The 21688-nt window shown below is 72.2% G+C and carries 25 protein-coding genes; 16 read left to right on the top strand and 9 right to left on the bottom strand.

Going from position 1 to position 21688, the window contains the following annotated elements; genetic code table 11:
• Positions 1-4 precede the first annotated feature (4 nt).
• The 3 genes from ACZ7CD_RS06665 to ACZ7CD_RS06675 are packed head-to-tail and all read right to left on the bottom strand — an operon-like array spanning position 5 to position 2171.
• Entirely contained in the window at positions 5-838 is an 834-nt protein-coding gene (locus ACZ7CD_RS06665; protein ID WP_470369044.1) for a PaaX family transcriptional regulator, read from the bottom strand.
• Positions 828-1715 carry a fumarylacetoacetate hydrolase family protein gene (locus tag ACZ7CD_RS06670; RefSeq protein ID WP_470378447.1) on the bottom strand — a complete coding sequence of 296 codons (888 nt, stop codon included), beginning with the start codon at positions 1713-1715 and terminating at the stop codon, positions 828-830. Before ACZ7CD_RS06670 ends, ACZ7CD_RS06665 begins: the two co-directional genes overlap by 11 nt.
• A gap of 33 nt (positions 1716-1748) precedes the next feature.
• The gene (locus ACZ7CD_RS06675; protein WP_360384226.1) at positions 1749-2171 is read right to left on the bottom strand and encodes a RidA family protein; all 423 of its coding nucleotides are present in this window, start codon (positions 2169-2171) and stop codon (positions 1749-1751) included.
• Between the two features lie 40 nt (positions 2172-2211).
• On the opposite strand from ACZ7CD_RS06675, the gene ACZ7CD_RS06680 reads away from it, so the two are divergent.
• From ACZ7CD_RS06680 to ACZ7CD_RS06695, 4 genes are read left to right on the top strand one after another with little or no spacing between them, the layout of a single operon-like run.
• Positions 2212-2694 carry a cupin domain-containing protein gene (locus ACZ7CD_RS06680; RefSeq protein ID WP_360384224.1) on the top strand — a complete coding sequence of 161 codons (483 nt, stop codon included), beginning with the start codon at positions 2212-2214 and terminating at the stop codon, positions 2692-2694.
• Positions 2691-3587, top strand: coding sequence for an acyl-CoA thioesterase (locus tag ACZ7CD_RS06685; RefSeq protein ID WP_470378448.1), 897 nt, complete (start codon positions 2691-2693; stop codon positions 3585-3587). The genes ACZ7CD_RS06680 and ACZ7CD_RS06685 overlap by 4 nt, the downstream gene beginning before the upstream one ends.
• 26 nt (positions 3588-3613) lie before the next feature.
• Complete coding sequence (locus ACZ7CD_RS06690) at positions 3614-5200, top strand: AMP-binding protein (protein ID WP_470378449.1); 1587 nt, start codon at positions 3614-3616, stop codon at positions 5198-5200.
• Complete coding sequence (locus ACZ7CD_RS06695) at positions 5197-7593, top strand: bifunctional salicylyl-CoA 5-hydroxylase/oxidoreductase (RefSeq protein ID WP_470378450.1); 2397 nt, start codon at positions 5197-5199, stop codon at positions 7591-7593. Before ACZ7CD_RS06690 ends, ACZ7CD_RS06695 begins: the two co-directional genes overlap by 4 nt.
• A 55-nt stretch (positions 7594-7648) precedes the next feature.
• Here the strand turns inward: ACZ7CD_RS06695 and ACZ7CD_RS06700 are convergent, their stop codons facing one another.
• A complete protein-coding gene (locus tag ACZ7CD_RS06700; RefSeq protein ID WP_470374131.1) occupies positions 7649-8473 on the bottom strand; it encodes an NAD(P)H-binding protein in 825 nt (274 codons plus the stop codon).
• 81 nt (positions 8474-8554) lie between these two features.
• On the opposite strand from ACZ7CD_RS06700, the gene ACZ7CD_RS06705 reads away from it, so the two are divergent.
• Together ACZ7CD_RS06705 and ACZ7CD_RS06710 are read left to right on the top strand one after the other, a co-directional pair.
• Complete coding sequence (locus tag ACZ7CD_RS06705; RefSeq protein ID WP_470378451.1) at positions 8555-9451, top strand: AraC family transcriptional regulator; 897 nt, start codon at positions 8555-8557, stop codon at positions 9449-9451.
• A 66-nt stretch (positions 9452-9517) separates the two neighbouring features.
• Positions 9518-9694 carry a CsbD family protein gene (locus tag ACZ7CD_RS06710; RefSeq protein WP_360384210.1) on the top strand — a complete coding sequence of 59 codons (177 nt, stop codon included), beginning with the start codon at positions 9518-9520 and terminating at the stop codon, positions 9692-9694.
• Positions 9695-9764: 70 nt separating this feature from the next.
• On the opposite strand, the gene ACZ7CD_RS06715 is transcribed toward ACZ7CD_RS06710, so the two are convergent.
• A complete protein-coding gene (locus tag ACZ7CD_RS06715) occupies positions 9765-10553 on the bottom strand; it encodes an MHYT domain-containing protein (protein ID WP_470378452.1) in 789 nt (262 codons plus the stop codon).
• Between the two features lie 158 nt (positions 10554-10711).
• On the bottom strand, positions 10712-11647 hold the full coding sequence (locus tag ACZ7CD_RS06720; RefSeq protein ID WP_470378453.1) for a patatin-like phospholipase family protein: 936 nt from the start codon (positions 11645-11647) through the stop codon (positions 10712-10714).
• Between the two features lie 172 nt (positions 11648-11819).
• Here ACZ7CD_RS06720 and ACZ7CD_RS06725 point away from each other — a divergent pair, with 172 nt between their 5' ends.
• Positions 11820-12212, top strand: coding sequence for a hypothetical protein (locus tag ACZ7CD_RS06725; protein WP_360384204.1), 393 nt, complete (start codon positions 11820-11822; stop codon positions 12210-12212).
• A gap of 36 nt (positions 12213-12248) precedes the next feature.
• On the opposite strand, the gene ACZ7CD_RS06730 is transcribed toward ACZ7CD_RS06725, so the two are convergent.
• Entirely contained in the window at positions 12249-12707 is a 459-nt protein-coding gene (locus ACZ7CD_RS06730; RefSeq protein WP_458432541.1) for an Lrp/AsnC family transcriptional regulator, read from the bottom strand.
• Between the two features lie 94 nt (positions 12708-12801).
• Here ACZ7CD_RS06730 and ACZ7CD_RS06735 point away from each other — a divergent pair, with 94 nt between their 5' ends.
• From ACZ7CD_RS06735 to ACZ7CD_RS06770, 8 genes are all read left to right on the top strand, one after another.
• A complete protein-coding gene (locus tag ACZ7CD_RS06735) occupies positions 12802-13629 on the top strand; it encodes an LLM class flavin-dependent oxidoreductase (protein ID WP_458432540.1) in 828 nt (275 codons plus the stop codon).
• Positions 13626-14042: a nucleoside deaminase gene (locus ACZ7CD_RS06740; RefSeq protein ID WP_458432539.1), complete on the top strand. Its 417-nt coding sequence runs from the start codon at positions 13626-13628 to the stop codon at positions 14040-14042. The genes ACZ7CD_RS06735 and ACZ7CD_RS06740 overlap by 4 nt, the downstream gene beginning before the upstream one ends.
• Before the next feature lie 39 nt (positions 14043-14081).
• Positions 14082-15014 carry a LysR family transcriptional regulator gene (locus ACZ7CD_RS06745; RefSeq protein ID WP_360384196.1) on the top strand — a complete coding sequence of 311 codons (933 nt, stop codon included), beginning with the start codon at positions 14082-14084 and terminating at the stop codon, positions 15012-15014.
• A 47-nt stretch (positions 15015-15061) separates the two neighbouring features.
• Positions 15062-16027, top strand: coding sequence for a TIGR03564 family F420-dependent LLM class oxidoreductase (locus tag ACZ7CD_RS06750; protein WP_470378454.1), 966 nt, complete (start codon positions 15062-15064; stop codon positions 16025-16027).
• A 112-nt stretch (positions 16028-16139) separates the two neighbouring features.
• The gene (locus tag ACZ7CD_RS06755; protein WP_360384192.1) at positions 16140-17345 is read left to right on the top strand and encodes a PP2C family protein-serine/threonine phosphatase; all 1206 of its coding nucleotides are present in this window, start codon (positions 16140-16142) and stop codon (positions 17343-17345) included.
• Positions 17346-17384: 39 nt separating this feature from the next.
• Positions 17385-17591: a hypothetical protein gene (locus tag ACZ7CD_RS06760; protein ID WP_470369053.1), complete on the top strand. Its 207-nt coding sequence runs from the start codon at positions 17385-17387 to the stop codon at positions 17589-17591.
• A gap of 3 nt (positions 17592-17594) precedes the next feature.
• The gene (locus tag ACZ7CD_RS06765; protein WP_470378455.1) at positions 17595-18389 is read left to right on the top strand and encodes an MBL fold metallo-hydrolase; all 795 of its coding nucleotides are present in this window, start codon (positions 17595-17597) and stop codon (positions 18387-18389) included.
• Positions 18390-18501: 112 nt separating this feature from the next.
• Complete coding sequence (locus ACZ7CD_RS06770) at positions 18502-19524, top strand: LLM class flavin-dependent oxidoreductase (RefSeq protein ID WP_360384186.1); 1023 nt, start codon at positions 18502-18504, stop codon at positions 19522-19524.
• Positions 19525-19568: 44 nt separating this feature from the next.
• Here ACZ7CD_RS06770 and ACZ7CD_RS06775 read toward each other — a convergent pair whose 3' ends face one another.
• Complete coding sequence (locus tag ACZ7CD_RS06775) at positions 19569-19844, bottom strand: hypothetical protein (RefSeq protein ID WP_360384184.1); 276 nt, start codon at positions 19842-19844, stop codon at positions 19569-19571.
• Between the two features lie 251 nt (positions 19845-20095).
• On the opposite strand from ACZ7CD_RS06775, the gene ACZ7CD_RS06780 reads away from it, so the two are divergent.
• Positions 20096-20686: a GNAT family N-acetyltransferase gene (locus tag ACZ7CD_RS06780; RefSeq protein WP_470378456.1), complete on the top strand. Its 591-nt coding sequence runs from the start codon at positions 20096-20098 to the stop codon at positions 20684-20686.
• Here the strand turns inward: ACZ7CD_RS06780 and ACZ7CD_RS06785 are convergent.
• A complete protein-coding gene (locus ACZ7CD_RS06785; RefSeq protein ID WP_470378457.1) occupies positions 20683-21633 on the bottom strand; it encodes an EamA family transporter in 951 nt (316 codons plus the stop codon). The genes ACZ7CD_RS06780 and ACZ7CD_RS06785 overlap by 4 nt on opposite strands.
• Positions 21634-21688 lie beyond the last annotated feature (55 nt).

Genomic DNA, 21688 nt, shown 5'->3' on the forward strand with positions numbered 1-21688 from the left:
GACATCAGCCGCGCGCGTGGAGCACGGCCAGTGCGTGCTCCCGCGCCGGTGCGCTCAGCGTGGTGTTCAGCTGCTCGAACAACGCCTCCGCGGTCACGCCGTTCCACCCCGGCGGCAACAGGGCCAGGGGAAGGCCGGGATCGCTGTAGGGCAGGCGGCGCCACTGGGTCAGCATCGGCACGTAGGTCCGGAACGCCCCCAGGGCTCCGGCCGGCGGTGTGTCGAGCACGGGCCGGTGGCGCCGCACGAAGTCGGCGTACAGGTCGGCCAGCTCGTCGAGGTCCCACCACGACCGCACCTTCGAGCGCAGGTCGCCGAACGCGAAGTGCCGGCCCGCGAAGATGTCCACGTACTCGGACAGGCCACGGCGCTCCAGGGTCCTGCGGGTCTCCACGGCGAGGTTGCCCGGCGCCACCCACACGCCCGGCGAGGCGGTGCCGAAACCCAGCTGGGTCAGGCTGGTGCGCAGCGCGTGGCGCTTGTCGCGTTCGGACTCCGGCACGGAGAACACCACCACCAGCCAGCCGTCGTCGGTGGTGGCGCGCCTGCGTTCGAAGATCCGGGCGTCGCCCTCGGCGAGCGCCTCCAGGGTCGGTTCGGCCAAGGCGTAGCCGGCGGCGCCGTCGCGGCGGTCGCTGCGGACCACGCCGCGGCGCTTCAGCCGGGAGATCGACGACCGCGCGGCCTGGCCCTCCACGCCGAGGTCCGCCATGAGCTGCACGACCGACGCGACGGACAGCCAGTTGTCCTCGCCGCGCGCGTAGAGGCCGAAGATCGTGACGATGAGCGGGCCGAGCCGGTCACGACCGGCGGGTGCCACGTCCGCGTCACTGTTCACCGCGAGGTTCAGCGCCCTCTCCTTCCCGGCTGAGATCCGTGAGGGTGACAGTGTTGCGCAGCTCGCCGAGACCGCTCGCACGTGTCACCACCAGGTCGCCGTCGCACAGGAAGAGCTGCGGGTCACGGGCGCTGCCGATGCCGCTGGGGGTGCCGGTGAGGACCACGTCCCCTGCGCGCAGGGTCATGCCGCGGCTCAGCTCGGCGATGATCCGCGCGAACGAGAACGCCATCTGCGCGCTGGAGGCGTTCTGCAGCAGCTGCCCGTTGACCTCGCACTGCACCTGCATGGCCGTGAGGTCCACGGAGTCGGTCGTCGTCACCCACGGGCCGAGAGGCATCGTGCGGTCGATGCTCTTGCCCTTGAGCCACTGGCCGCCGTGCGCGCGTTGCAGGTCGCGCTGGGAGACGTCGTTGGCGACGAGGAAGCCGAAGACGTGGTCGAGGGCCTTCTCCTCCGGGATGTTCCGGCCGTCGCGGCCGATGACCAGCGCGATCTCGGCCTCGTAGTCCCACTGCACCGACAACGCCGGGTCGTAGGCGATCGGGTCGGTGGGGCCGATCACCGTGTCCGGGCCCTTGGTGAAGAACGTCGGCCGCTCGGGCACCGCGACCGGGTCCTGCCCCTCCCGCCTGCCCCGCGACTCCAGGAAGTGGTCGAGGTAGTTCCAGCCGGTGCACAGTACGTCGCGGTTGAAGCGGTGCAGCGGCGACTCCAGCCGCACCTCGGACAGCGGCAGGACCTCCCCGCGCTCACCCGGTGGCGCCCCGCGCACGACGTCGTCGACCGCGGTGGCCAGCAGCGTGATCAACTGCTCGGTCTCGTCGACGAGACCGGCCCTGCGGACACCGTCCACGGTCACTGATGCGAGCTTCACTATCGCGCCTCCATTTCGCTGATCATGGAAACGCTATTTCTGAATCGGCGTGACCAGGCGGTCTTCGGGGATCACCGCGACACCGAGGATCTCGATCATGGCCTCCGGTTGCCACAGCGCGGTGCAGCCGATGCCGGCCATGGCGGGGTAGACCGGGCCGGCGAGCTCGCGCCACACCGCGCCGATCTCCTTGCCGTTGGCCTGGTAGTCGGGGACGTCGGTGAGGTAGATCGTGATGCTGACCAGGTCCTCCGGCACGCCGCCCGCAGCGCGGAGGGTGGTCAGCACGTTGCCGAACGCCTGGCGGAACTGCGCGACGATGCCGCCCGGCACGATCTTCATCCCGGCGTCGGTGGCCGTCTGCCCGCCCAGGTGCAGCGTCGTGCCCGCCAGGGTTCCGTGGGAGTAGCCGCTCGGCCGGGGGAGCTCGGCGGGGTTCACCGCTAAGGGCCTCATGTGTATTGACAATATCTGACGGCGGTGAAGAATGCGATATATGGAGCCCGACCTGAGCAGGTACCAGCTCGAAGGCGACAACTCGACGTACCGACTGCCCAGCGGCCTGGTCGCGCCGGTGGTGACGCGGGGCGGCAGCGAGAACCCGGACACCGCGAACTCCGGCGGCGCGATCCGCATCTCCGGCGTGAGCATCCAGCACACCCCGGCCACCCGGCTGTGGTTCGGCAAGGTCACCAACGAGCCCGGCTACCGCTCGGTCACCCACCACCACGGCGAGGCCGAGACCGGCGGGTACGTGCTGTCGGGCCGGGCGCGGATCTACTTCGGCGACAGGTTCGAGGACTACGTCGACATGGAGGAGGGCGACTGGGTCTTCGTGCCGCCGTTCATGCCGCACATCGAGTGCAACCTCTCCCGCAACACCCCGCTGACGTGGATGACGACGCGGACCCCGGAGAACATCGTCGTCAACCTCGACGACGTGCCCGACGAGGACCTGCGTGACTGGCTGACCCGATGACCGCGGGCACCTCCGCGTTCTTCACCTCGGCGATCACGCTGGAGCGGGCCGAGCCGGAGCACTTCGACCTGGCGTTCACCGCCGTCACGCAGCCCTGCCCGTGGCCCAAGGCCTACGGCGGCGACCTGGTGGCGGCGGCGGTGGCCGCGGCCGTGCGGTCGGTGACCGACGGCAAGGTGCTGCACTCGATGCACAGCTACTTCCTGCGCCCGGCCGACATCGGTGCCGAGGTGCGCTACGAGGTGGAGCTGCTGCGCGACGGCCGGGGCTACAGCACCCGGCAGGTCCGCGGCTACCAGAACGGCAAGCCGCTCTACGCGTGCCTCGCGAACTTCGCCGCGGGGGAGGCGGGCGGCACGTTCGCGGCCGGGCTCACCGACGACCTGCCCGGCCCCGAGGAGCTGCCCAGCTCGGCGGCCTACCTCGCGGACCGCGCCGGCGGCACCATGACCGAGGAGTCGAAGCACTACTGGTCAGCCGGTCGCAGCTTCGACGTGCGGCACGTGCCTGGCCCCGTCTACCTCGCTGTCGAGGGCGACCGGGTGCCGCACCAGGCCGTGTGGCTCAAGCCGTTCGACCCGCTGCGCCCGGTCGAGGGGCTCACCGACGCCCAGCGCGATGTCGCCGCACTGGCCTACATGTGCGACTACACCATCCTGGAGCCCGTCCTGCGGGTGCTCGACCTGCCGTGGGCCCGGCCGGGACTGGTCACCGCGAGCCTCGACCACGCCATGTGGTTCCACCGCACCGGCCCGGTCGACGACTGGCTGCTCTACGTCCAGGAGGCCGTCGCCGCCGACGACGGCCGCGGCCTGGGCTCCGGCCGCTTCTTCACCCGCGACCGCAGGCACCTCGCCACCGTCGCCCAGGAGGGCATGATCCGCGCCGCTTGACCCCGCCGCCGCCGGAAGGACCCGCCATGGACACCTTCGCCCGCGACCACCTCCCGCCGCCGGCGCTGTGGCCGACCATCGAGTTCACGACGCCCGAGCTGGCCTACCCCGACCGGCTCAACGCCGCCGCGGAGCTGGTCGACGTCGCCGCCGCGCGGTTCGGGCCCGGCCGCCCGGCGCTGCGCACCCCGGCGGGCGAGGTGTGGTCCTACGGCGAGCTGCGGACCCGTGCGAACCAGGTCGCCCACGTGCTCGTCGACGACCTGGACCTCGTTGCCGGGCAACGGGTCCTGCTGCGGTCGCCGAACAACCCGTGGACGGTGGCCGCGTGGCTCGGGGTGCTCAAGGCGGGCGGTGTCGTGGTCACCACCATGGCCGCGCTGCGCACCCGTGAGCTCACGCCGGTCGTCGAGCGGACGCGTCCGTCGATCGCGCTGACCGATCCCCGGTTCGCCGCGGACGTGCGGGCCCTGCCGGGGCTGACCGTGGTGACCCACGACGACCTCGCGGCCCGCGCCGAGCGCAAGCCGGGGGAGTTCACCGCCGTGGACACCGCCGCCGACGACGTGGCCCTGCTGGCGCCGACCTCGGGCAGCACCGGCTCACCCAAGATCACCGCGCACTTCCACCGCGACGTGCTCTCCATCGACAACACCTTCGGCCGGCACGTGCTGCGGCTGGTGCCGGACGACCTCGTGGCGTGCACGGCGCCGTTCGCGTTCACCTTCGGCCTGGGCATGCTCGTCGTGTTCCCGTTGCGCGCCGGTGCCTGCGCCCTGCTGACCGAGACCGCGACACCGCCGCAGGTCGCGGACCTCGTCGCGGAGCACGGCGTCACGGTGCTCGCGACGGCACCGACCGCGTACAAGGCGATCCTGCGCGACGGCGCCGAGCAGAAGCTCGCGGGCCTGCGGGTGGCGGTGTCGGCCGGTGAGCACCTCCCGCTGGAGACCTGGCAGCGGCTTCAGGACCGGCTGGGGCTGCGCGTGATCGACGGCATCGGCGCCACGGAGCTGTTGCACATCTTCATCTCCGCGGCCGGGGACGACATCCGCCCCGGTTCCACCGGCAGACCCGTGCCCGGCTACCGCGCCACCGTCCTGGGGCTCGACGGCGAGGAGCTCGGCCCCGGCGAACCCGGCCGGCTGGGCGTCATCGGCCCGGTCGGCTGCCGTTACCTCGACGACCCGCGGCAGGAGGACTACGTGGTGGGTGGCTGGAACGTCACCGGCGACGTCTTCCACCGCGACGAGGACGGCTACTTCCACTACCACGCCCGCAGCGACCACATGATCGTCTCCTCCGGCTACAACATCGGCGGCCCCGAGGTGGAGGAGGCCATCGACACGCACCCGGACGTGCTGGAGTCCGCCGTCGTCGCCAAGCCCGACGAGGAACGCGGCTCGATCGTGTGCGCGTTCGTGGTGCTGCGCGAGGGCGTCGAGGCCGGTGCGGCGAAGGCCCGTGAGATCCAGGACCACGTCAAGCGGACGATCGCGCCGTACAAGTACCCGCGCGAGGTCCGGTTCCGCACCTCGTTGCCCCGCAACGCGAGCGGCAAGCTCCAGCGGTTCGCGCTCCGCAGGATCGTCGAGCAGGAGGTGCCGGCGTGAGGATCGCTGTCGTCGGTGGTGGGCCCGGCGGGCTGTACTTCGCCGCGCTGATGAAGCAGCTCGACCCCGCCCACGACGTCACCGTGTGGGAACGCGACGCGGCCGGCGTCACGTTCGGCTTCGGCGTGGTGTTCTCCGACGAGACGCTCGGCGGGATCGAGAACGCCGACCCGGAGTTCGCCGACGCGATGGCCAGCCGGTTCGCGCGCTGGACGGACATCGACATCCACTACCGCGGCGAGAGCCACACGGTCGGAGGTCAGGGGTTCGCCGCGATGAGCCGCAAGGAGCTGCTCGGCCTGCTCCAGCGGCGGTGCCACGACCTGGGGGTGGCCGTGCACTTCTCGGCGACCGCGCCCGACGTCCGGCTCCTGCGCGCGGACCACGACCTGGTCGTCGGCGCGGACGGGGTGAACTCGCTGGTGCGCCAGACCGCCGGGGACGTCTTCGGCTCCACCGTGGACCGCCGGCGCAACAGGTACATGTGGCTCGGCACCGACCGCGTCTTCGAGGCGTTCCAGTTCTTCATCAGGGACACCGAGTGGGGCACCGTGCAGGTGCACGGCTATCCCTACTCCGACAGCGGTTCCACGTTCATCGTCGAGATGCACGAGGACGTCTGGCGCCGCGCCGGGTTCGACACCGGCGAGCAGTTCGCGCCGGGTGCGTCCGACGACCGCGCCGTCGACCGGATCCGCGAGCTGTTCGCCGAGGAGCTGGGCGGCCACGAGGTGTTCGCCAACAACTCCAAGTGGCTCAGCTTCGCGACCGTGCGCAACGAGCGCTGGCACGACGGCAACCTCGTCCTCGTCGGCGACGCCGCGCACACCGCCCACTTCTCGATCGGCTCCGGCACCAAGCTCGCGATGGAGGACTCCCTCGCGCTGGCCGCCTGTCTGCACGAGCACCCGGACGTCGGGACCGCGCTGGCCGCGTACGAGGCCGAGCGCCGTCCCGTCGTGGAGTCCACCCAACGTGCCGCGCAGGCGTCGCTGGAGTGGTTCGAGAACATCGGCATGTACACGGGCCAGGAGCCGACCCGGTTCTGCTTCAACCTGCTGACCCGCTCGCGCCGCATCACCCACGACAACCTCCGCACCCGCGACCCGGAGTTCGCCGACCGCGTGGACGCCGCGTTCGCCGCCGCCCAGGGCCTCCCGGCCACCGCGCCGGCGATGTTCCAGCCGTTCCGGCTGGGCGGGCTGGAGCTGAAGAACCGGGTCGTCGTCTCACCGATGGACATGTACTCGGCTGTCGACGGCGTGCCCGGCGACTTCCACCTCGTGCACCTGGGCTCCAAGGCGATGGGCGGCGCGGGCCTGGTGATGACCGAGATGGTGTGCGTGTCGCCGCAGGGCCGCATCACGCCGGGCTGCACCGGTCTGTGGAATGACGAGCAACGCGACTCGTGGGCGCGCATCGTGTCGTTCGTGCACTCGCGCAGCACCGCGCGCATCGGGTTGCAGCTCGGCCATTCCGGCCGCAAGGGCTCGACCCGGCTGATGTGGGAGGGCATGGACGACCCGTTGCCGGAGGGCGGCTGGGAGACGGTCGGGCCCTCGCCGCTGCCGTACGGTCCCGCCTCACCCGTTCCGCGCGAGCTCACCCGCGCCGACCTGGACGAGCTCACCCAGTCGTTCACCGAGGCCGCCCTGCGCGGTGCCGAAGCGGGTTTCGACCTGCTCGAACTGCACTGCGCGCACGGCTACCTGCTGTCGTCGTTCCTGTCGCCGCTCGCGAACCGGCGCACCGACGCCTACGGCGGCTCGCTCGCGAACCGGTTGCGGTACCCGCTGGAGGTCTTCGACGCCGTCCGCGCGGTGTGGCCGGCAGGGCGCCCGATGATCGTGCGCATCTCCGCCACCGACTGGGCCGACGGCGGCACCACCGAACACGACGCCGTCGAGATCGCCCGCGCCTTCATCGCCCACGGCGCGGACGCGATCGACGTCTCCTCCGGCCAGGTCACCGCGGACGAACGCCCGGCGTACGGCCGCTCCTACCAGACCCCGCTCGCCGACCGGATCCGCCACGAGGCCGCCGCCGCCACCGGCACGGCCGTCATCGCCGTCGGCGCCATCGCGTCCCACGACGACGTGAACTCCATCCTGCTGGCCGGTCGCGCCGACCTGTGCGCACTCGGCCGCACCCACCTGTACGACCCGCACTGGACGCTGCACGCGGCCGCAGAGCAGGACCACCGCGTCGACTGGCCGGTGCAGTTCCAGGCCGGCAGCCGGAAACCACCGTCGGCGCGCACCGACGCGGTCCGCCCGCGGCTGTCGCTGCTGCGGGCGGACCCGCCGGAGCGCACCGTGCACCTGCGGTGGACACCGCGCAGCGCACCGGAGCGGGTCCGGGACGAGCCTCCGGCCACCGGCACCCGCGTCTGACCGGCGTCAGCCCGCTACCTGCCGCCGTAGGGTCATGCGGTGTCGCAGCCGTCGCTCACCACTCGGTCGCGGCGGCGAACTCCGCGAAGGTCCGCGCAGGCCGCCCGAGCGCCCGCTGCACGCCGTCGGAGAGGTACGCGTCGGTGCCGTTGCGCAGCGGCTCGACCATGTCCGCGAACGCCCGCGCGTCCTCGGGTGCGAAGCCCTGCGCGGTGAGCTCGGCGATGTGGTCGTCGACGTCCAACGGCACGTAACGGATCTCGCGACCGGCGTGAGCGGAGATCGTGGCCACCGCCTCGGCGAGCGTCACGACCGCGGGCCCGGACAGTTCGTAGACCTGCCCGTCGTGCCCGTCCTCGGTGAGCGCGGCGCCGACCACGGCGGCGATGTCCTCGGCGTCGACGAAGCTCGCCGCACCCTCACCCGCGGGCAGCCGCAGCTCACCGGCCTCGACCGCGGCCGAGAAGAACCCCTCGCTGAAGTTCTGCGCGAACCAGCCCGGCCGGGTGATCGTCCACTCCAGACCGCTGGTGCGCACCGCGTCCTCGCTGTCCAGCAACCCGTCGAGGACCCCGCCGCTGTCCGTCGCGTAGTCCGGGTCGTCGATGCCGCGACCGGACGCCAGCACGACCCTGCGCACACCGAGCTCCTGCGCCCGTCGCACGAACGGGCGCACGAGCCTGGTCCCGTCGACCTGCACGACGTAGACGGCGCTCACCCCGTCGAACGCCGCGTCCCACGTCTGCTGGTCGGTCCAGTCGAACACGTGCTCCCCGCGCCGTGACGCCGCGCGGACCCGCACCCCCTGGGCCCGCAACCGCCGCACCACGCGCCTGCCCGTCTTGCCGGTCGCACCGGTGACGAGAACTTGATCAGTCATGGGCCCAGCCAACCTCGGTCCGGTGAGACGATCCATGGCTCTGGCACTCTTCTGGATGTTCGATCGTCTACGGTGGGGCTCGTGGATGTCGTCTCGCAGCTGCTGGCGGACGTGCGAGCGCGTGGCGCTGTGTTCCGGCAGGCGGCCCTGACCCCGCCGTGGGCGCTGCGGATGTCGAGCGGCGCCCCGCTGACGCTGGCCGTCGTGCTGCGCGGTGAGGCGTGGATCGTGCCCGACGGCGCCGACGCGGTGCTGCTCGAACCGGGCGCCGTGGCCCTGGTCCGCGGCGACGTGCCCCACACCGTCGCCTCCACACCGTCCGCCACGCCGACGCACGACGTGACCGCCGCCGACTACTGCCCACCTGGCCCGGAACCGGCCACCTGCGGAACCCCTGACAACAGCGCCGCCGTGCTGCTCAGCGGCGCGTTCGAACGCCGGGGTCAGCTGAGCGAACGCCTGCTGCACGCGTTGCCGCCGGTCCTCGTGGTGCCCTTCGGATCGCCGCCGGCTGTCGCGGAGGCGATGGCCGCCGAGATCGCCGGCGGACGCCCCGGCCACCACCTGGTGCTCGACCGCATGCTGGACCTGCTGCTCGTGTCCGCCCTGCGCACCTGGTTCGCCGACCCGGCCGCGAACCCTCCCGCGTGGTGCCGTGCGCTGGACGAGCCGGTGGTGGGCGACGCGCTGCGGTTGATGCACGCCACGCCGGCCCGGTCGTGGACCGTGGCGGCGCTGGCGGCCGAGCTGGGCGTGTCGCGGGCGGCGTTCGCGCGGCGGTTCAGCGCCTCCGTCGGGGAGCCGCCGATGAGCTACCTCACGCGGTGGCGGATCACGTTGGCGGCGGACCTGTTGCGGGGCGGTGGGGAGACCGTGGGTGCCGTTGCGCGGAAGGTGGGGTATTCGGACGCGTTCGCGTTGAGCGTGGCGTTCAAGCGGGTGCTGGGAGTGCGACCGAGTGACCACCGCGATGGTTGAGGTTCGTCCCAGTGGGCACCCCGGTGTCACGACAACGCAGGGAACCCAGCTGTCGGGGAGGACCACATGGGCACCGACGACAAGATCGACCACAAGGCCGACGAGCTCAAGGGCAAGGTCAAGGAAGGCGTCGGCGACGTGACCGACGACCCCGGCCTGGAGACCGAGGGCAAGGTCGACCAGGCGAAGGGCAACCTCGGCCAGGCGGCGGAGAAGGTCAAGGACGCCTTCAAGAAGGACTGACGAAGCCGCGAGGACCGACCAAGGGGCGCGCACCCAACACGAGGTGCGCGCCCCTTGGCGTGCAGGAACGTCAGGACACGGAGTCGGTGCGCCCGAACTGGTGCGACTCGTTGCGCCGCATCACGCGGTCGAGCAGCTCGGCGTCCTCGCCGCCCTCGTCACCGGAGGACGTGAGGGCCAGCAGGAAGATGATGACCACGCTGACACCGGCACCGCCGATGATCAGGGACGTGATCAGCTCCGGCGAGTTGTCGACGACCAGCGGGGCGTTCGGGGTGAGCATGACGTGCATGGCGTGCATGCCGGTGTAGTGCATGCCGGTGACCGCCACGCCCATCACCAGCGCGGCGCCGGCGACGGCGAGCCAGCCGCGGACGTTGGCGGTGGCCCAGAGGGCGGCTGTCGCGGCGGCGACGGCGATCACGACGGAGAGCACCACCAGGCCGGGGTGGTAGGTGACGTCGGCGCCGATCACGATGCCCGCCATGCCGGTGTAGTGCATGCCGGCCACGCCGAGGCCGGTGATCAGGCCGCCCGCCAGGAACGGCCAGAGCCGGGTGTTGTCGCCGCGGCGGACCACGAGCAGGCCGAGGGCGACGACCACGATGGCGACCACCATGCTCGCCAGGGTGATGGGGATGTCGTAGGCGACCTTCGCGCCCATCCAGGTGCCGAGCATCGCGGTGAAGTGCATGCCCCAGATCCCGAGCCCGCCGATGGACACCGCGGCGATCGCCAGCCACCCGTTGCGTGACGCTCCGGTCGCCGTCCGTGCGCGTTCGGCGGACAGGAGACCGAGTGCGGAGCCGACGCACGCGACGAGGTACGCGGTGATCAGAGTGGAGGTCCCCATGTCCATGGGCCGAATGCAAACATTCTTCACCTATATGTGCAAGGAAACCTCCGGTGTCACATGGGCAACGAATGTCCACTGCGGACAGAGGGCCATCGGCCGGTCACCGAGCGCACTCCCGTCCGCAGAAGTGCTGCGTGCCGTGCCAGGTCGGCGACGCTGCGTCAGTGCGACTCCAGGACGCTCGCGGCCAGTGCGTCGGCCGCGGCACGGGTGCCGATGTCGACGACGGCGCGCAGCACGGCGGGGCGGCGTTCGGTGCGGCCGACGCGCAGGCTGCCGAGCGGCGGGCGGATCTGCAGGCACGCGGGGTGGGAGGCGAGCACGGCCTCCTCGACGAGCCGGTCGTCCTTGCGGCGCAGGAAGGTCTCGACGACGCCCGGTGCGTGGCGGGCGAACCAGCGCCGCAGCACCAGCCGTTCGCTGCGGGTCGGCGGCATCGGCACCTCGTCGGAGCGGACCGTGCGCAGGACGACCAGGTGCGTGGCCTTCTGGGCCAGCGCGGTGCGCACCGGGACCATCTCGCTCATGCCGGCGTCGACGTACGGGCGGCCGTCGATCACCACCGGCGGGCCGGCCAGCAGCGGCATCGCGGTCGAGGCCCGCAGCGCGGCCTGCAGGCTCGGCACGTCGTGGATCCGCCCGTGCAGGTCGGTGGACTCGCCGGTGAGGGCGTCGGTGGTCATCGGGTGGAACTCGACGGGGTTGTCCAGGATGTCCTGGAAGCCCATCGGCACGACCTGGGTGTAGATGGTGTGCACGAGGTGCTGGGTGTCCACGACTGGCAACCGGCGCAGCGCGCGCATCGGGTTGATGGTCGTCCGCATGACCGCGGGGTCCCACCAGGCGTGTTTGCTGCTGTCGGCACGCCCGCACAACAGCCACGCACCGTTCAACGAGCCCGCCGAGCTGCCGTAGACCGCGTCGAACGCCGGCAGCAGCCCGAGCTGTTCGATCGCGACGGTCATGCCGCTCGAGTACGCGCCGCGCGAGCTCCCGCCCTCGATCAGCAGCACGAGGCGTGCGTCGTCCGCGCGGTTGCCCGGTGTGCTCCCTTGCCGCTTGCGGTCGCGCAGCAGCTGGAGGACGGACTCGGTCACCTTCCACCCCTTTCCCGGCACGGGTACACCACCGATGATCCACGAACACCGGACCGGCGGCCCGGCCGCGGCGACATGCGGGACGAAGATCCGCGCATATCCGCAACGACCGCCCTCCGCGGGCACTACGGTGGCGGTCGGTGGATCAGCGAGGTGTGAGGGGTTCGGGGACATGACGTCGTGGGCCGAGGTCGTCAGCTACGTGCGGCTGCGCTACGAGGTGCTGGAGGAGCAGGACGCGTGGCTGCGGTTCCGCCTCGACACCGAGGACGGCCGGTCCCAGCAGGTCACGGTGCACCACCTGCCCGACCTCGACGGCGCGCAGTGGCTGGAGATCTCCTCCGCCGTCGGCCGCGCGGACGAGATCGACCTGCGGCGGCTGCTCGAGCTGGCCGGCGGGGTGGACGTCGGCGGCGCGGCCGTGGTGGACGGGGTGGCGCTGCTCAAGCACACGATCCCGCTGGAGCACCTCAGCGTGCAGGAGGAGTTCGGCCGGCCGCTGACCCTCCTGGTCGCCCGCGCCGACGCCTTCGAGCACGAGCTGACGAGCACCGACCACTTCTGACACCCGACCGCTCCCGTTGTGCCGCAACGGGACTCGTCACGGCACTGCGGGTGGCGCGCTCACACCGCGGTAGGTCATGGTCTGGCTGTAGACGATGCTGGTGGTGGTGCTGCCGAACGCCATCAGCTCGTCGACCACCCGCTCCAGGTGCGGCATCGACGTGGCGGCGACCTTGAGGGTGTAGCAGTCCTCGCCGGTGGTGCGCAGGCACTCCAGCACCTCCGGCCGCTCGGCGAGGAACCGGTGCAGCGGCTGGTGCCGGTTGCCGGGGTACTTCAGGCGCACCACGGCCAGCACGCCGTAGCCCGTGCTGGCGAGGTCGACGGTGGCCCGGTAGCCGGTGATGACCCCGGCGCCCTCCAGCCGCTTCACGCGTTCGGTCGTGGCCGAGGCGCTGAGGCTGACGCGGCGCCCGAGCTCGGTGATCGGCACGCGGCCGTCGCGCTGCAGCTCGGCGAGGATCGCCCAGTCGGTCGCGTCGAGCGTCTCGGTCATCCGGCGAATGTAGCGGGAAATCCACGGCCGGACCGCGCAGATGCCGTGAAGATCCCCTTCAGCGGACTCGGTCCGACGGCCTAGCCTTGATCACGTGTTGATCGGCGTGAACGTCCCCAACTTCGGCCCCGGCACCAGCCCGGCCGTGCTGCGCGACTGGGCGCGGACGGTGGAGGGCCTGGGCTTCGACCTGCTCATGGTGTCCGACCACGTGGCGGTGACGCCGGACGTGGCCGAGCAGTACCCGGCGCCGTTCTACGAGCCGTTCACCACCCTGTCCTGGCTCGCCGGGGTGACCGAGCGGATCACCCTCGGCACGACCGTGCTCATCGCGCCCTACCGGCACCCGCTGCTGGTCGCGCGGATGGCGGCGAACCTCGCCGACCTCAGCGGCGGGCGGCTCGTGCTCGGCGTCGGGATCGGCTGGGCGCGCCAGGAGTTCGCGGCGCTGGGCGTCGAGTTCGGGCGCAGGGGCGAGCTCACCGACGAGCTGATCACGGCCGTGCGCACGGCGTGGGAGGACGACGGCTACCGCGCGGGGCACATCCCGATCTGGGTGGGCGGGCACAGCGACGGGGCGTTGCGCCGCGTGGTCCGGCTCGGTGACGCGTGGCACCCGCTGCGGCAGACACCGGACGGGTGGCAGGAGTCGTTGGCGCGGTTGAAGAAGACGGCTGCCGAGCAGGACCGGCCGGTGCCCGGTCTGGCGCCGCGGGTCCTGCTCCGGCTGACCGACGACCCGCCGGCGGAACGGCGGCTGGGGGAGGGCACCGTCGAGCAGGTCGTCGCGGACCTGGAAAGGCTGCGGGCCGACGGCGCGCACGCGGTGGTCCTCGACCCGTTCATCGGCGACCCCGAGGAGACGCGGCGGCCCGAGGCCGCGTGGCACGCACTGGCAGCGGTACGGAAGGAGTTCCGGTGAACGAGGAGCATCTGCGGCGGGCGCTCGCACTGGCGGCCGAGGCACGGGCGGGCGGCAACCCGCCGTTCGGGTCGCTGCTGGTCGGCCCGGACGGGTCGGTGCTCGCCGAGGAGCGCAACACCTGCCTGACCGACGACGACATCACCGCGCACCCCGAGCTCAAGCTGGCCAGGTGGGCCGCGCGGTCGCTCGACGCGGACACGGCGGCCGGGACCACGATGTACACCTCCTGCGAGCCGTGCGGGATGTGCGCGGGGGCGCTGGCCCGCTCGGGCATCGGGAACGTCGTGTTTGCGCTGTCCACAGAGCAGCTCAACGGGCTGAAGACGACGGGCGGGTTCGCCGCCGTGCCGAACGACGGCCCGCACCTCTACGACGAGGCGAAGGTTCCGGTGGAGGGCTACTACCCGTAGCCGATGCCCCGTGGGCATCGAGGTGGTTGGCTGGACGGTGTGGAGTTGCGACAACTGCGGTACGTCGTGGCGGTCGCCGAGCACCGCCACTTCCGGCGCGCGGCGCACGCGCTCGGGATGACCCAGCCCTCGCTGTCGCGGCAGGTGGGCGCGGTCGAACGCGAGCTCGGCACGGCTTTGTTCGAACGGACCGCCCGCGGCGTGGTGCCGACCGCCGCGGGCGAGGTCTACGTCGTGCACGCCCGGCAGGTGCTGGAGCAGGTCGAGGCCGGGGCGACCGAGGCGCGGCGGGCTGCCCGCGGCCAGACCGGGTCGCTGCGGCTCGGGTTCGTGGGGGAGGCGCTGGTCGAGCTGCTGCCCTCGCTGCTGGCGCGGTTCCGGTCGGTGCACCCCGGGGTGGGCCTGGAGTGCCGTGAGCTGTCGACGGCGCAGGGCGCGGCTGCGTTGCGCGCGGGGGAGGTCGACCTGGCGTTCTGCCGCGGTGCGCCGGCCGGGGACGGCGCCGAGCTGCTGACCTCCGTGCCGGTCGCCGGCGACCACCTCGTGCTGGTGTGCCACCGCGGCCACCCGTTCGCCGGGCTGCCCGCCGTCTCCGCAGAGCAGCTGCGCGGTCAGCCGCTCATCGCGTCGTCGGCCGCCGACGAACCCGCCGCGGCGCGGGTGCTGGCACCGCTGCTCGGCGCCTCCTGCGGGGTCACCGCGACGCGGGACGTGCACACCGTCATCGGCCTGGCCGCCTGCGGGCTGGGGGTGGGGCTGCTGCCGTCGAGCGCGCGGCGCCTGGCCCGGCCGGAGACCGTCGTCGTGGAGGTCGACCCGGTGCTGCGGCTGCCCGACCTCACCATGGCGTTCCGCTCCACCGACGGGTCACCGCCGCTGGCCGCGTTCCTCGCCGTGACGAGGGAGCACTGCCCCGGAACCGGGAAGCTGCTGGCCAGGGTGATGCCCCGCAGGCATCGTCGGTCGGGTTGACGGGCATCACGCGCGCCGGGGGCCGCCGCCGGGGGTGACATGGGTGCATGTCGATCACTTCACAAGCGGTGCGGTACGGGGTCACGTTGGCCGGTACGGGCGGGGACGACCTGGTGGCGGCCGCCGTGGACGAGGCTCGTGAGGCCGCCGGGTTCGGCGCCGACTCGGTGTGGCTGGGGCAGCGGCTCGACTACGACGCCATCGGCCTGGCCGGGCTGGTGGGCGTGCAGGTGCCGGGCATCGACGTCGGGGTCTCCGCGGTGCCGGTGTTCGCACGGCACCCGCTGCTGGTGGGCAGCCAGGCCCAGACCGCGCAGGCGGCCACCCGCGGCCGCTTCCACCTCGCGGTCGCACTGGGCGCGCCGCCGATCGTCGAGCAGGCGTTCGGGTTGCCGTGGGAACGGCCGGTGACCCGGCTGCGCGAGTTCCTGACCGCACTCGGCCCGTTGCTGCGCGGCGAACCCACCCAGCACGAGGGCGAGCTGCTCACCGCGCGGTCGCTGCTGCCGACCCACGTCCCCGGTGCGGCGCGGACCCCGTTGCTCGTGGCCGCCATGGCACCGCGGGCCCTGCGCGTCACCGGCGAGCTGGCCGACGGGACCGTGCCGTACCTCGCGGGGCCCAAGGTGCTCGCCGAGCACATCGTGCCCGCCGTCACCGCCGCCGCGGCAGCGGCGGGCAGGCCGGCTCCCCGCGTCGTGGCGCTCGTCCCCGCCGCCGTCACCACCGACCGGCGGGACCTCCGCACCATGGCCGACGGCCTGTCGTTCTACCCGCAGTTCGCCTCCTACCGCCGCGTTCTCGAGCTGAACGGCACCGAACGACCGGAGGAGCTGGCACTGCTCGGCGACGAGGACACCGTCGCAGAGGGGCTGCGCCGCTACGTCGAAGCCGGCGCCACCGAGGTCGTCCTCACCGCGCACCACGACCTCAGCCCCGCGGTGCAGACCAGGACGCGCCGGTTGGCGGGAGCGCTTGCACGGGCTGCGAAGGAGAGTGTGATCAGCGGTTAAACCTGGTGGTAGTTGATTTTGAACCGGTTTGCGATGATCAGACCGGGTCGGCTCGCCGCACGACTCCGCCAGACGTGGGAAACTGTCCGTCGCACTGCGAGACGGAGGTGGGATGGCGGAGGACAGGACGTCGTTGCGGATGCGCGTCCTCGACGCCATCACCGACGGAGCGCTCAAGGAGCTCGACCTCGACAAGGTCCTGCACGTCCTGCTGGACCGCACCCGCGAGCTGCTCTCGGCCGACACCACCACCGTGCTGCTCGTGGACCGCAGCGGCACCCAGCTGGTGGCGCGGGCTAGCTCCGGTCTGGACGAGGAGGTCTTCCAGGGCGCGCGCGTTGCGGTCGGCAGGGGTTTCGCCGGTCGCGTCGCCCAGTCCCGGCTGCCGCTGCAGATCGAGCACGTCGACCCGTCCACTGTGGTCAACCCGCTGCTGTGGGAGCACGGCCTGCAGGTCATGCTCGGCGTCGCGATGATCGCCGAGGGCGAGCTGACCGGCGTCGTGCACGTCGGCCGCACCACCGCCGACACCTTCTCGGAGGAGGAGGTCGACGCCCTGCAGCTGATCGCCGACCGCCTCGCCGTGGCCGTCTACGTGAACCGCTTCCGGTCCGAACGCGCCGCCGCGACACTGCTGCAGGAAAGCCTTCTCCCGGCTCGGCTGCCGAGCACCGAGGGCTGGGAGCTGGCCGCACGGTACGTCCCGGGCGCGGAGAGCGGCGTCGGCGGCGACTGGTACGACGTGTTCGACCTGCCCGGCGGGCGGATGGGCGTGGTGATCGGCGACGTCGTCGGCAACGGCCTGAAGGCGGCTGTCGTGATGGGACGGTTGCGCAGCGCGTTGCGCGCCTACGCGCTGGAGTACGCCGATCCCGCGGTCGTGCTGGCCAAGCTCGACCGGAAGGCGAGCCACTTCGAGCACGAGACCATGGCCACCGTCGCCTACGCCGTCATCGACACGGCGACGCACCACATGAGCCTCGCCGTGGCCGGCCACCTGCCCCCGGTGATCGCGCAGCCGGGTGCGGAGGCCCGCTTCGCCGACGTCCCGGTGGGCCCGCCGGTCGGCTTCGACCTGGGCAGCTCCGGCCGCCGCGCCACCGAGGTGGAGCTGGCGCCGGGGTCGCTGGTCGTGCTCTACACCGACGGGCTCGTCGAGCGGCGCGACCAGGACCTCGACGACGGTCTGGAGCGGCTGCGCGGCGTCGTGACACCGCTGGAGCCGGAAGAGCTGTGCATCCAGGTGATGGCGACGATGGTCGGTGACCAGCCGGCGACCGACGACATCGCGCTGGTGGCGATCCGGCACAGCCCCTGACGCACGTTCATCCGCGCCGGGACCGGGTAGCCGAGCGGTATGACCACTGAACGGCGTGACAACGCGGAGCAGGACTACGACAACGCGAGCCGGACCTCGTTGCAGGAGGCGGGGGCGGACGTGGTGGACGAGGCGGAGACCGTGCCGGGCCGCAGCGGCTCCGGGTCGGCGCACCCGGAGCCGAACCCGACCGGGAACGTCGGTCTCTCCGACTACTCGGTGAGCGACGACCCGGACCGGGGCTGACCGGTGACCGGCTCGCTGCACTTCATCGGCAACGCCACGACGGTGCTGCGGCTGGGGCCGTTCACGCTGCTGACCGACCCCAACTTCCTCCACAAGGGACAGTGGACGCACATCGGGCAGGGCGTGGTGTCGCGCCGGCTCACCGACCCGGCCGTCGAGATCGCCGACCTGCCCGAGCTGGACGCCGTGGTGCTGTCGCACCTGCACGGCGACCACTTCGACCGGGTGGCGAGCCGGGAGCTGGCCCGCGACCTGCCGGTGCTCACCACACCGCACGCGGCGAAACGCCTGGCACGGCGAGGTTTCCGCGAGGCGCAGCCGTTGCGCACGTGGGAGACGACGACGCTGACCCGCGGCACGGCGCGGCTGACCATCACCTCGTTGCCCGGCCGGCACGCGCTGGGAGCGGTGGGCCACCTGCTGCCGCCGGTCATGGGCACCATGCTGGAGTACCAGGAGGCCGGTGGGCGGCCGTTCCGCGTGTACCTCAGCGGCGACACGCTCGTGCACCCGTCACTGCGGCAGATCCGCGACCGCTTCGCCGACATCGACCTGGCGGTCGTGCACCTGGGCGGCACCAAGGTCCTCGGCGTGCTGCTCACCATGGACGGCGAGCAGGGCGCCGACCTGGTGGAGCTGCTCTCGCCGCGCACCACCGTCCCCGTGCACTACGAGGAGTACGGGGTGATGAAGTCGCCGCTGTCCGACTTCACCGCGGAGATCGCCCGGCGCGGCACCGGCCTGGACGTGCGGGTGGTGCCCCGCGGCGACACGGTCCTGCTGCCGGTGCGGCGGTGAGATCGGGCACCATCGCGCCGCACGGGGAATGCCCGCGCGCCGGTGCACGTTCCCGTGGCACAGGCGGAAGCCCGCCGTGCACCGGCTACCGGACGGAAGTGTTGGGCAGGACATGAAGAAGATCGGTTTTCTGTCGTTCGGGCACTGGTCGGACAGCCCGCACTCGCAGACGAGGTCCGCGGCGGACACGCTGCTGCAGTCGATCGACCTCGCGGTGGCGGCCGAGGAGCTGGGTGCCGACGGCGCCTATTTCCGCGTGCACCACTTCGCGCAGCAGCTCGCGTCGCCGTTCCCGCTGCTCGCGGCGATCGGCGCCAAGACCGAGCGCATCGAGATCGGCACCGGCGTGATCGACATGCGCTACGAGAACCCCATGTACATGGTGGAGGACGCGGGCGCCGCCGACCTGATCTCCGGTGGCAGGCTCCAGCTCGGCATCTCCCGCGGATCGCCCGAGCAGGTCGTGGACGGCTGGCGGTACTTCGGCTACCAGCCCGCCGAGGGCGAGACCGAGGCCGACATGGCCCGCAAGCACGCCGAGGTGTTCCTCAAGGTGCTGGAGGGCGAGGGCTTCGCACGCCCCAACCCGCGCCCGATGTTCCCGAACCCGCCCGGTCTGCTGCGCCTGGAACCGCACTCGCCGGGCCTGCGCGACCGCATCTGGTGGGGCGCCGGCTCCAACGGCACCGCCGTGTGGGCGGCCGAGCAGGGCATGAACCTGATGAGCTCGACCCTGAAGTTCGACGAGGGCGGCGCACCGTTCCACGTCCAGCAGGCCGACCAGATCCGCGCGTTCCGCAAGGCGTGGACCGAGGCCGGCTGGGACCGCGAACCCCGCGTCTCGGTGTCGCGCAGCATCTTCGCGCTCACCACCGACCTCGACCACATGTACTTCGGTGACGACGGCGAGAGCCGCGACCAGATCGGCTTCATCGACGGCCCGAACAAGGCCATCTTCGGCCGCTCGTACGCCGCCGAGCCGGACGTGCTCGCGAAGCAGCTGGCCGAGGACGAGGCCATCGCCGAGGCCGACACGCTGCTGCTGACCGTGCCGAACCAGCTGGGCGTGGATTACAGCGCGCACGTGGTGGAGAACATCCTGCTGCACGTGGCGCCGGAGCTCGGCTGGCGGTGATCCCGGCGGTCCGGTGGCGTGTTCCGCGCCACCGGACCGGCGCGTCACGTGCAGTACCAGGAATACGGGTTGTTGTAGCTCGTGTAGCCCGCCGTGCTGTTCGACCCGTAAGTGCGGCGGCACGCCGCGTTCATGTCGACGGATTGACGGCCGCCTGGGTCCTGGCCGTACTGGCAGGCCCAGCCGAACACGTGGAAATGGACGAGTTCCGCGTGCCACGGGTTCTGGAAGGTGGCCACGCACCACCCGTTGATGTCGACGCCACCGCCCGCTGCGGCTGGTGCGGCGGTTCCGGCGAGGGTTCCCCCGACCAGCAGCACCGCTGCGACTATTCGTTGAATTCTTCTCACGGTTCTCCCGACTCGGTTTCGCTGAGCTGTCGTCCCATCGGTACCGGGTACCGAACAGCGAGGTCAACCGGACCGTCGGAAATTGCCGCAATCTGCCGGTTCCGGTGCTGATTTCGTCAATTCACTGGCCGATTCCTGTCTAATTCGCGGAAGTGGGCGGTCGTGAATCCGCCGGGCCGGATCGGGCTGCTGCGCCGGTGCGTCGGTGCGAGGATGGCCGCGTGCCTTCCCTGGTCGGTCCCGCCCGGTCCGCGGGCTCCCTGCGCGCCCTCGCTCAACCGCACCTCGACGTCGACGACGGCCTGGTGCTGCGCCCGTGGCTGGCCGCTGACGCCAACGTCGTGAAAAGGGCGTTCGACTGCCCGGACGTCCAGCGGTGGCACGTGCGGCGGATGGACGGGCTCGCCGAGGCCCGCGCGTGGGTCGAGGAGTGGGCGCGGCGGTGGGAGGCCGAGACCGACGGCAGCTGGGCGGTGGCCGGCCGGGCCGACGACCGGCCGGTCGGGCAGGTCGGCTTGCGCATGATCTCGCTGGGTGTCGCGTCGGCGCACCTGTCGTACTGGGTGGTGCCCGAAGCGCGCGGTGCCGGGGTCGCGGTGCGCGCGACGCGGGCGGTGGCGCGGTGGTCGTTCGACGTGCTCGGCCTGCACCGGCTGGTGCTGCAGCACTCGACGGCCAACTCCGCGTCGTGCCGGGTGGCCGCGAAGCTGGGGTTCGCCGTCGAGGGAACGGAACGCGGAGCCGCCCGGCACGCGGACGGCTGGCACGACATGCACGTGCACGGCCGCCTGCGCACCGATCCGCCGTTCTAGGGGGTCGCGGCACCGACCGCGGGCACCGCGACCGGCTCCACCCGCTCCCGTTCCGCGCGGACCGCGGCGATCCCGGCGAGGATCAGCGCGCCACCGGCGAGCTGCAGCGGGGACAGGCCCTGGCCGAGCAGCAGCCAGGCGAACACCGACGCCGACACGACCTCCAGCAGCGCGATGAACGACGCCAGCCGCGAGCCGAGGATGCCGGACGCCGTGATGCCGCTCGCGTAGGCCAGTGCGGTGCCGACGACCGCGACGACGAGCAGCGGCGCCCACCACGGCGTGCTCGTGCCGAACAGCGGCAGGTCGCCGAACGTCGCCGTGAACGGCAGCAGACCGGTGGCGCCGACCAGTGCCAGCACCGGCACGGCGAGCAGCAGGCCCGCGCCGGCGAGCGCGACCGGCGGCAGCCCCTCGTTGGGGCGTGCGGCGATCACGAAGTACACCGAGCAGCCGATGGCCGCGCCGAAAGCAGCGGCGACGCCGACCGGGTCCACCGCCTGGAGTGCGCCAGGTCCGATCACGAGCACCAGCCCGCCGACGGCGAGCACCGAGCCGACGAAGACGACAGGTGCGGGTGTGCGGCGGCTGACCGCCCAGGTGAAGCCGACGAGGATGATCGGCGCGAGGAACTCGATCAGCAGCGCCGTCGCCACCGGGATGCGCTGGATCGCCGCGAAGTACAGCACCTGCGTGACCGCCACGCCGACCACGCCCATGCCCACCACGGACCACCGGGCGCGCACCAGCGACGACCACCGGCCGCGCAGCGAGAACAGCACGAACGGCAGCAGCACCAGCCCGGCGGCGAGCGCGCGGGCCGTGACCGCCGCGGTCGGCGACCAGCCGTTGTCCAGCAGCGGTTTGACGAACGCCCCGGAGGTGCCGAAGGAGAGGAACGAGACCGCTGCCGCGATCAGACCCGTGGACTTCGACGGGACTCCCATGCGTGCCTCCCGGCTTCCGAGCGTTGTCATGGCCTAACCTGGCCGATGCCCCTGA

This window comes from Lentzea sp. NPDC036949 (assembly GCF_055608075.1).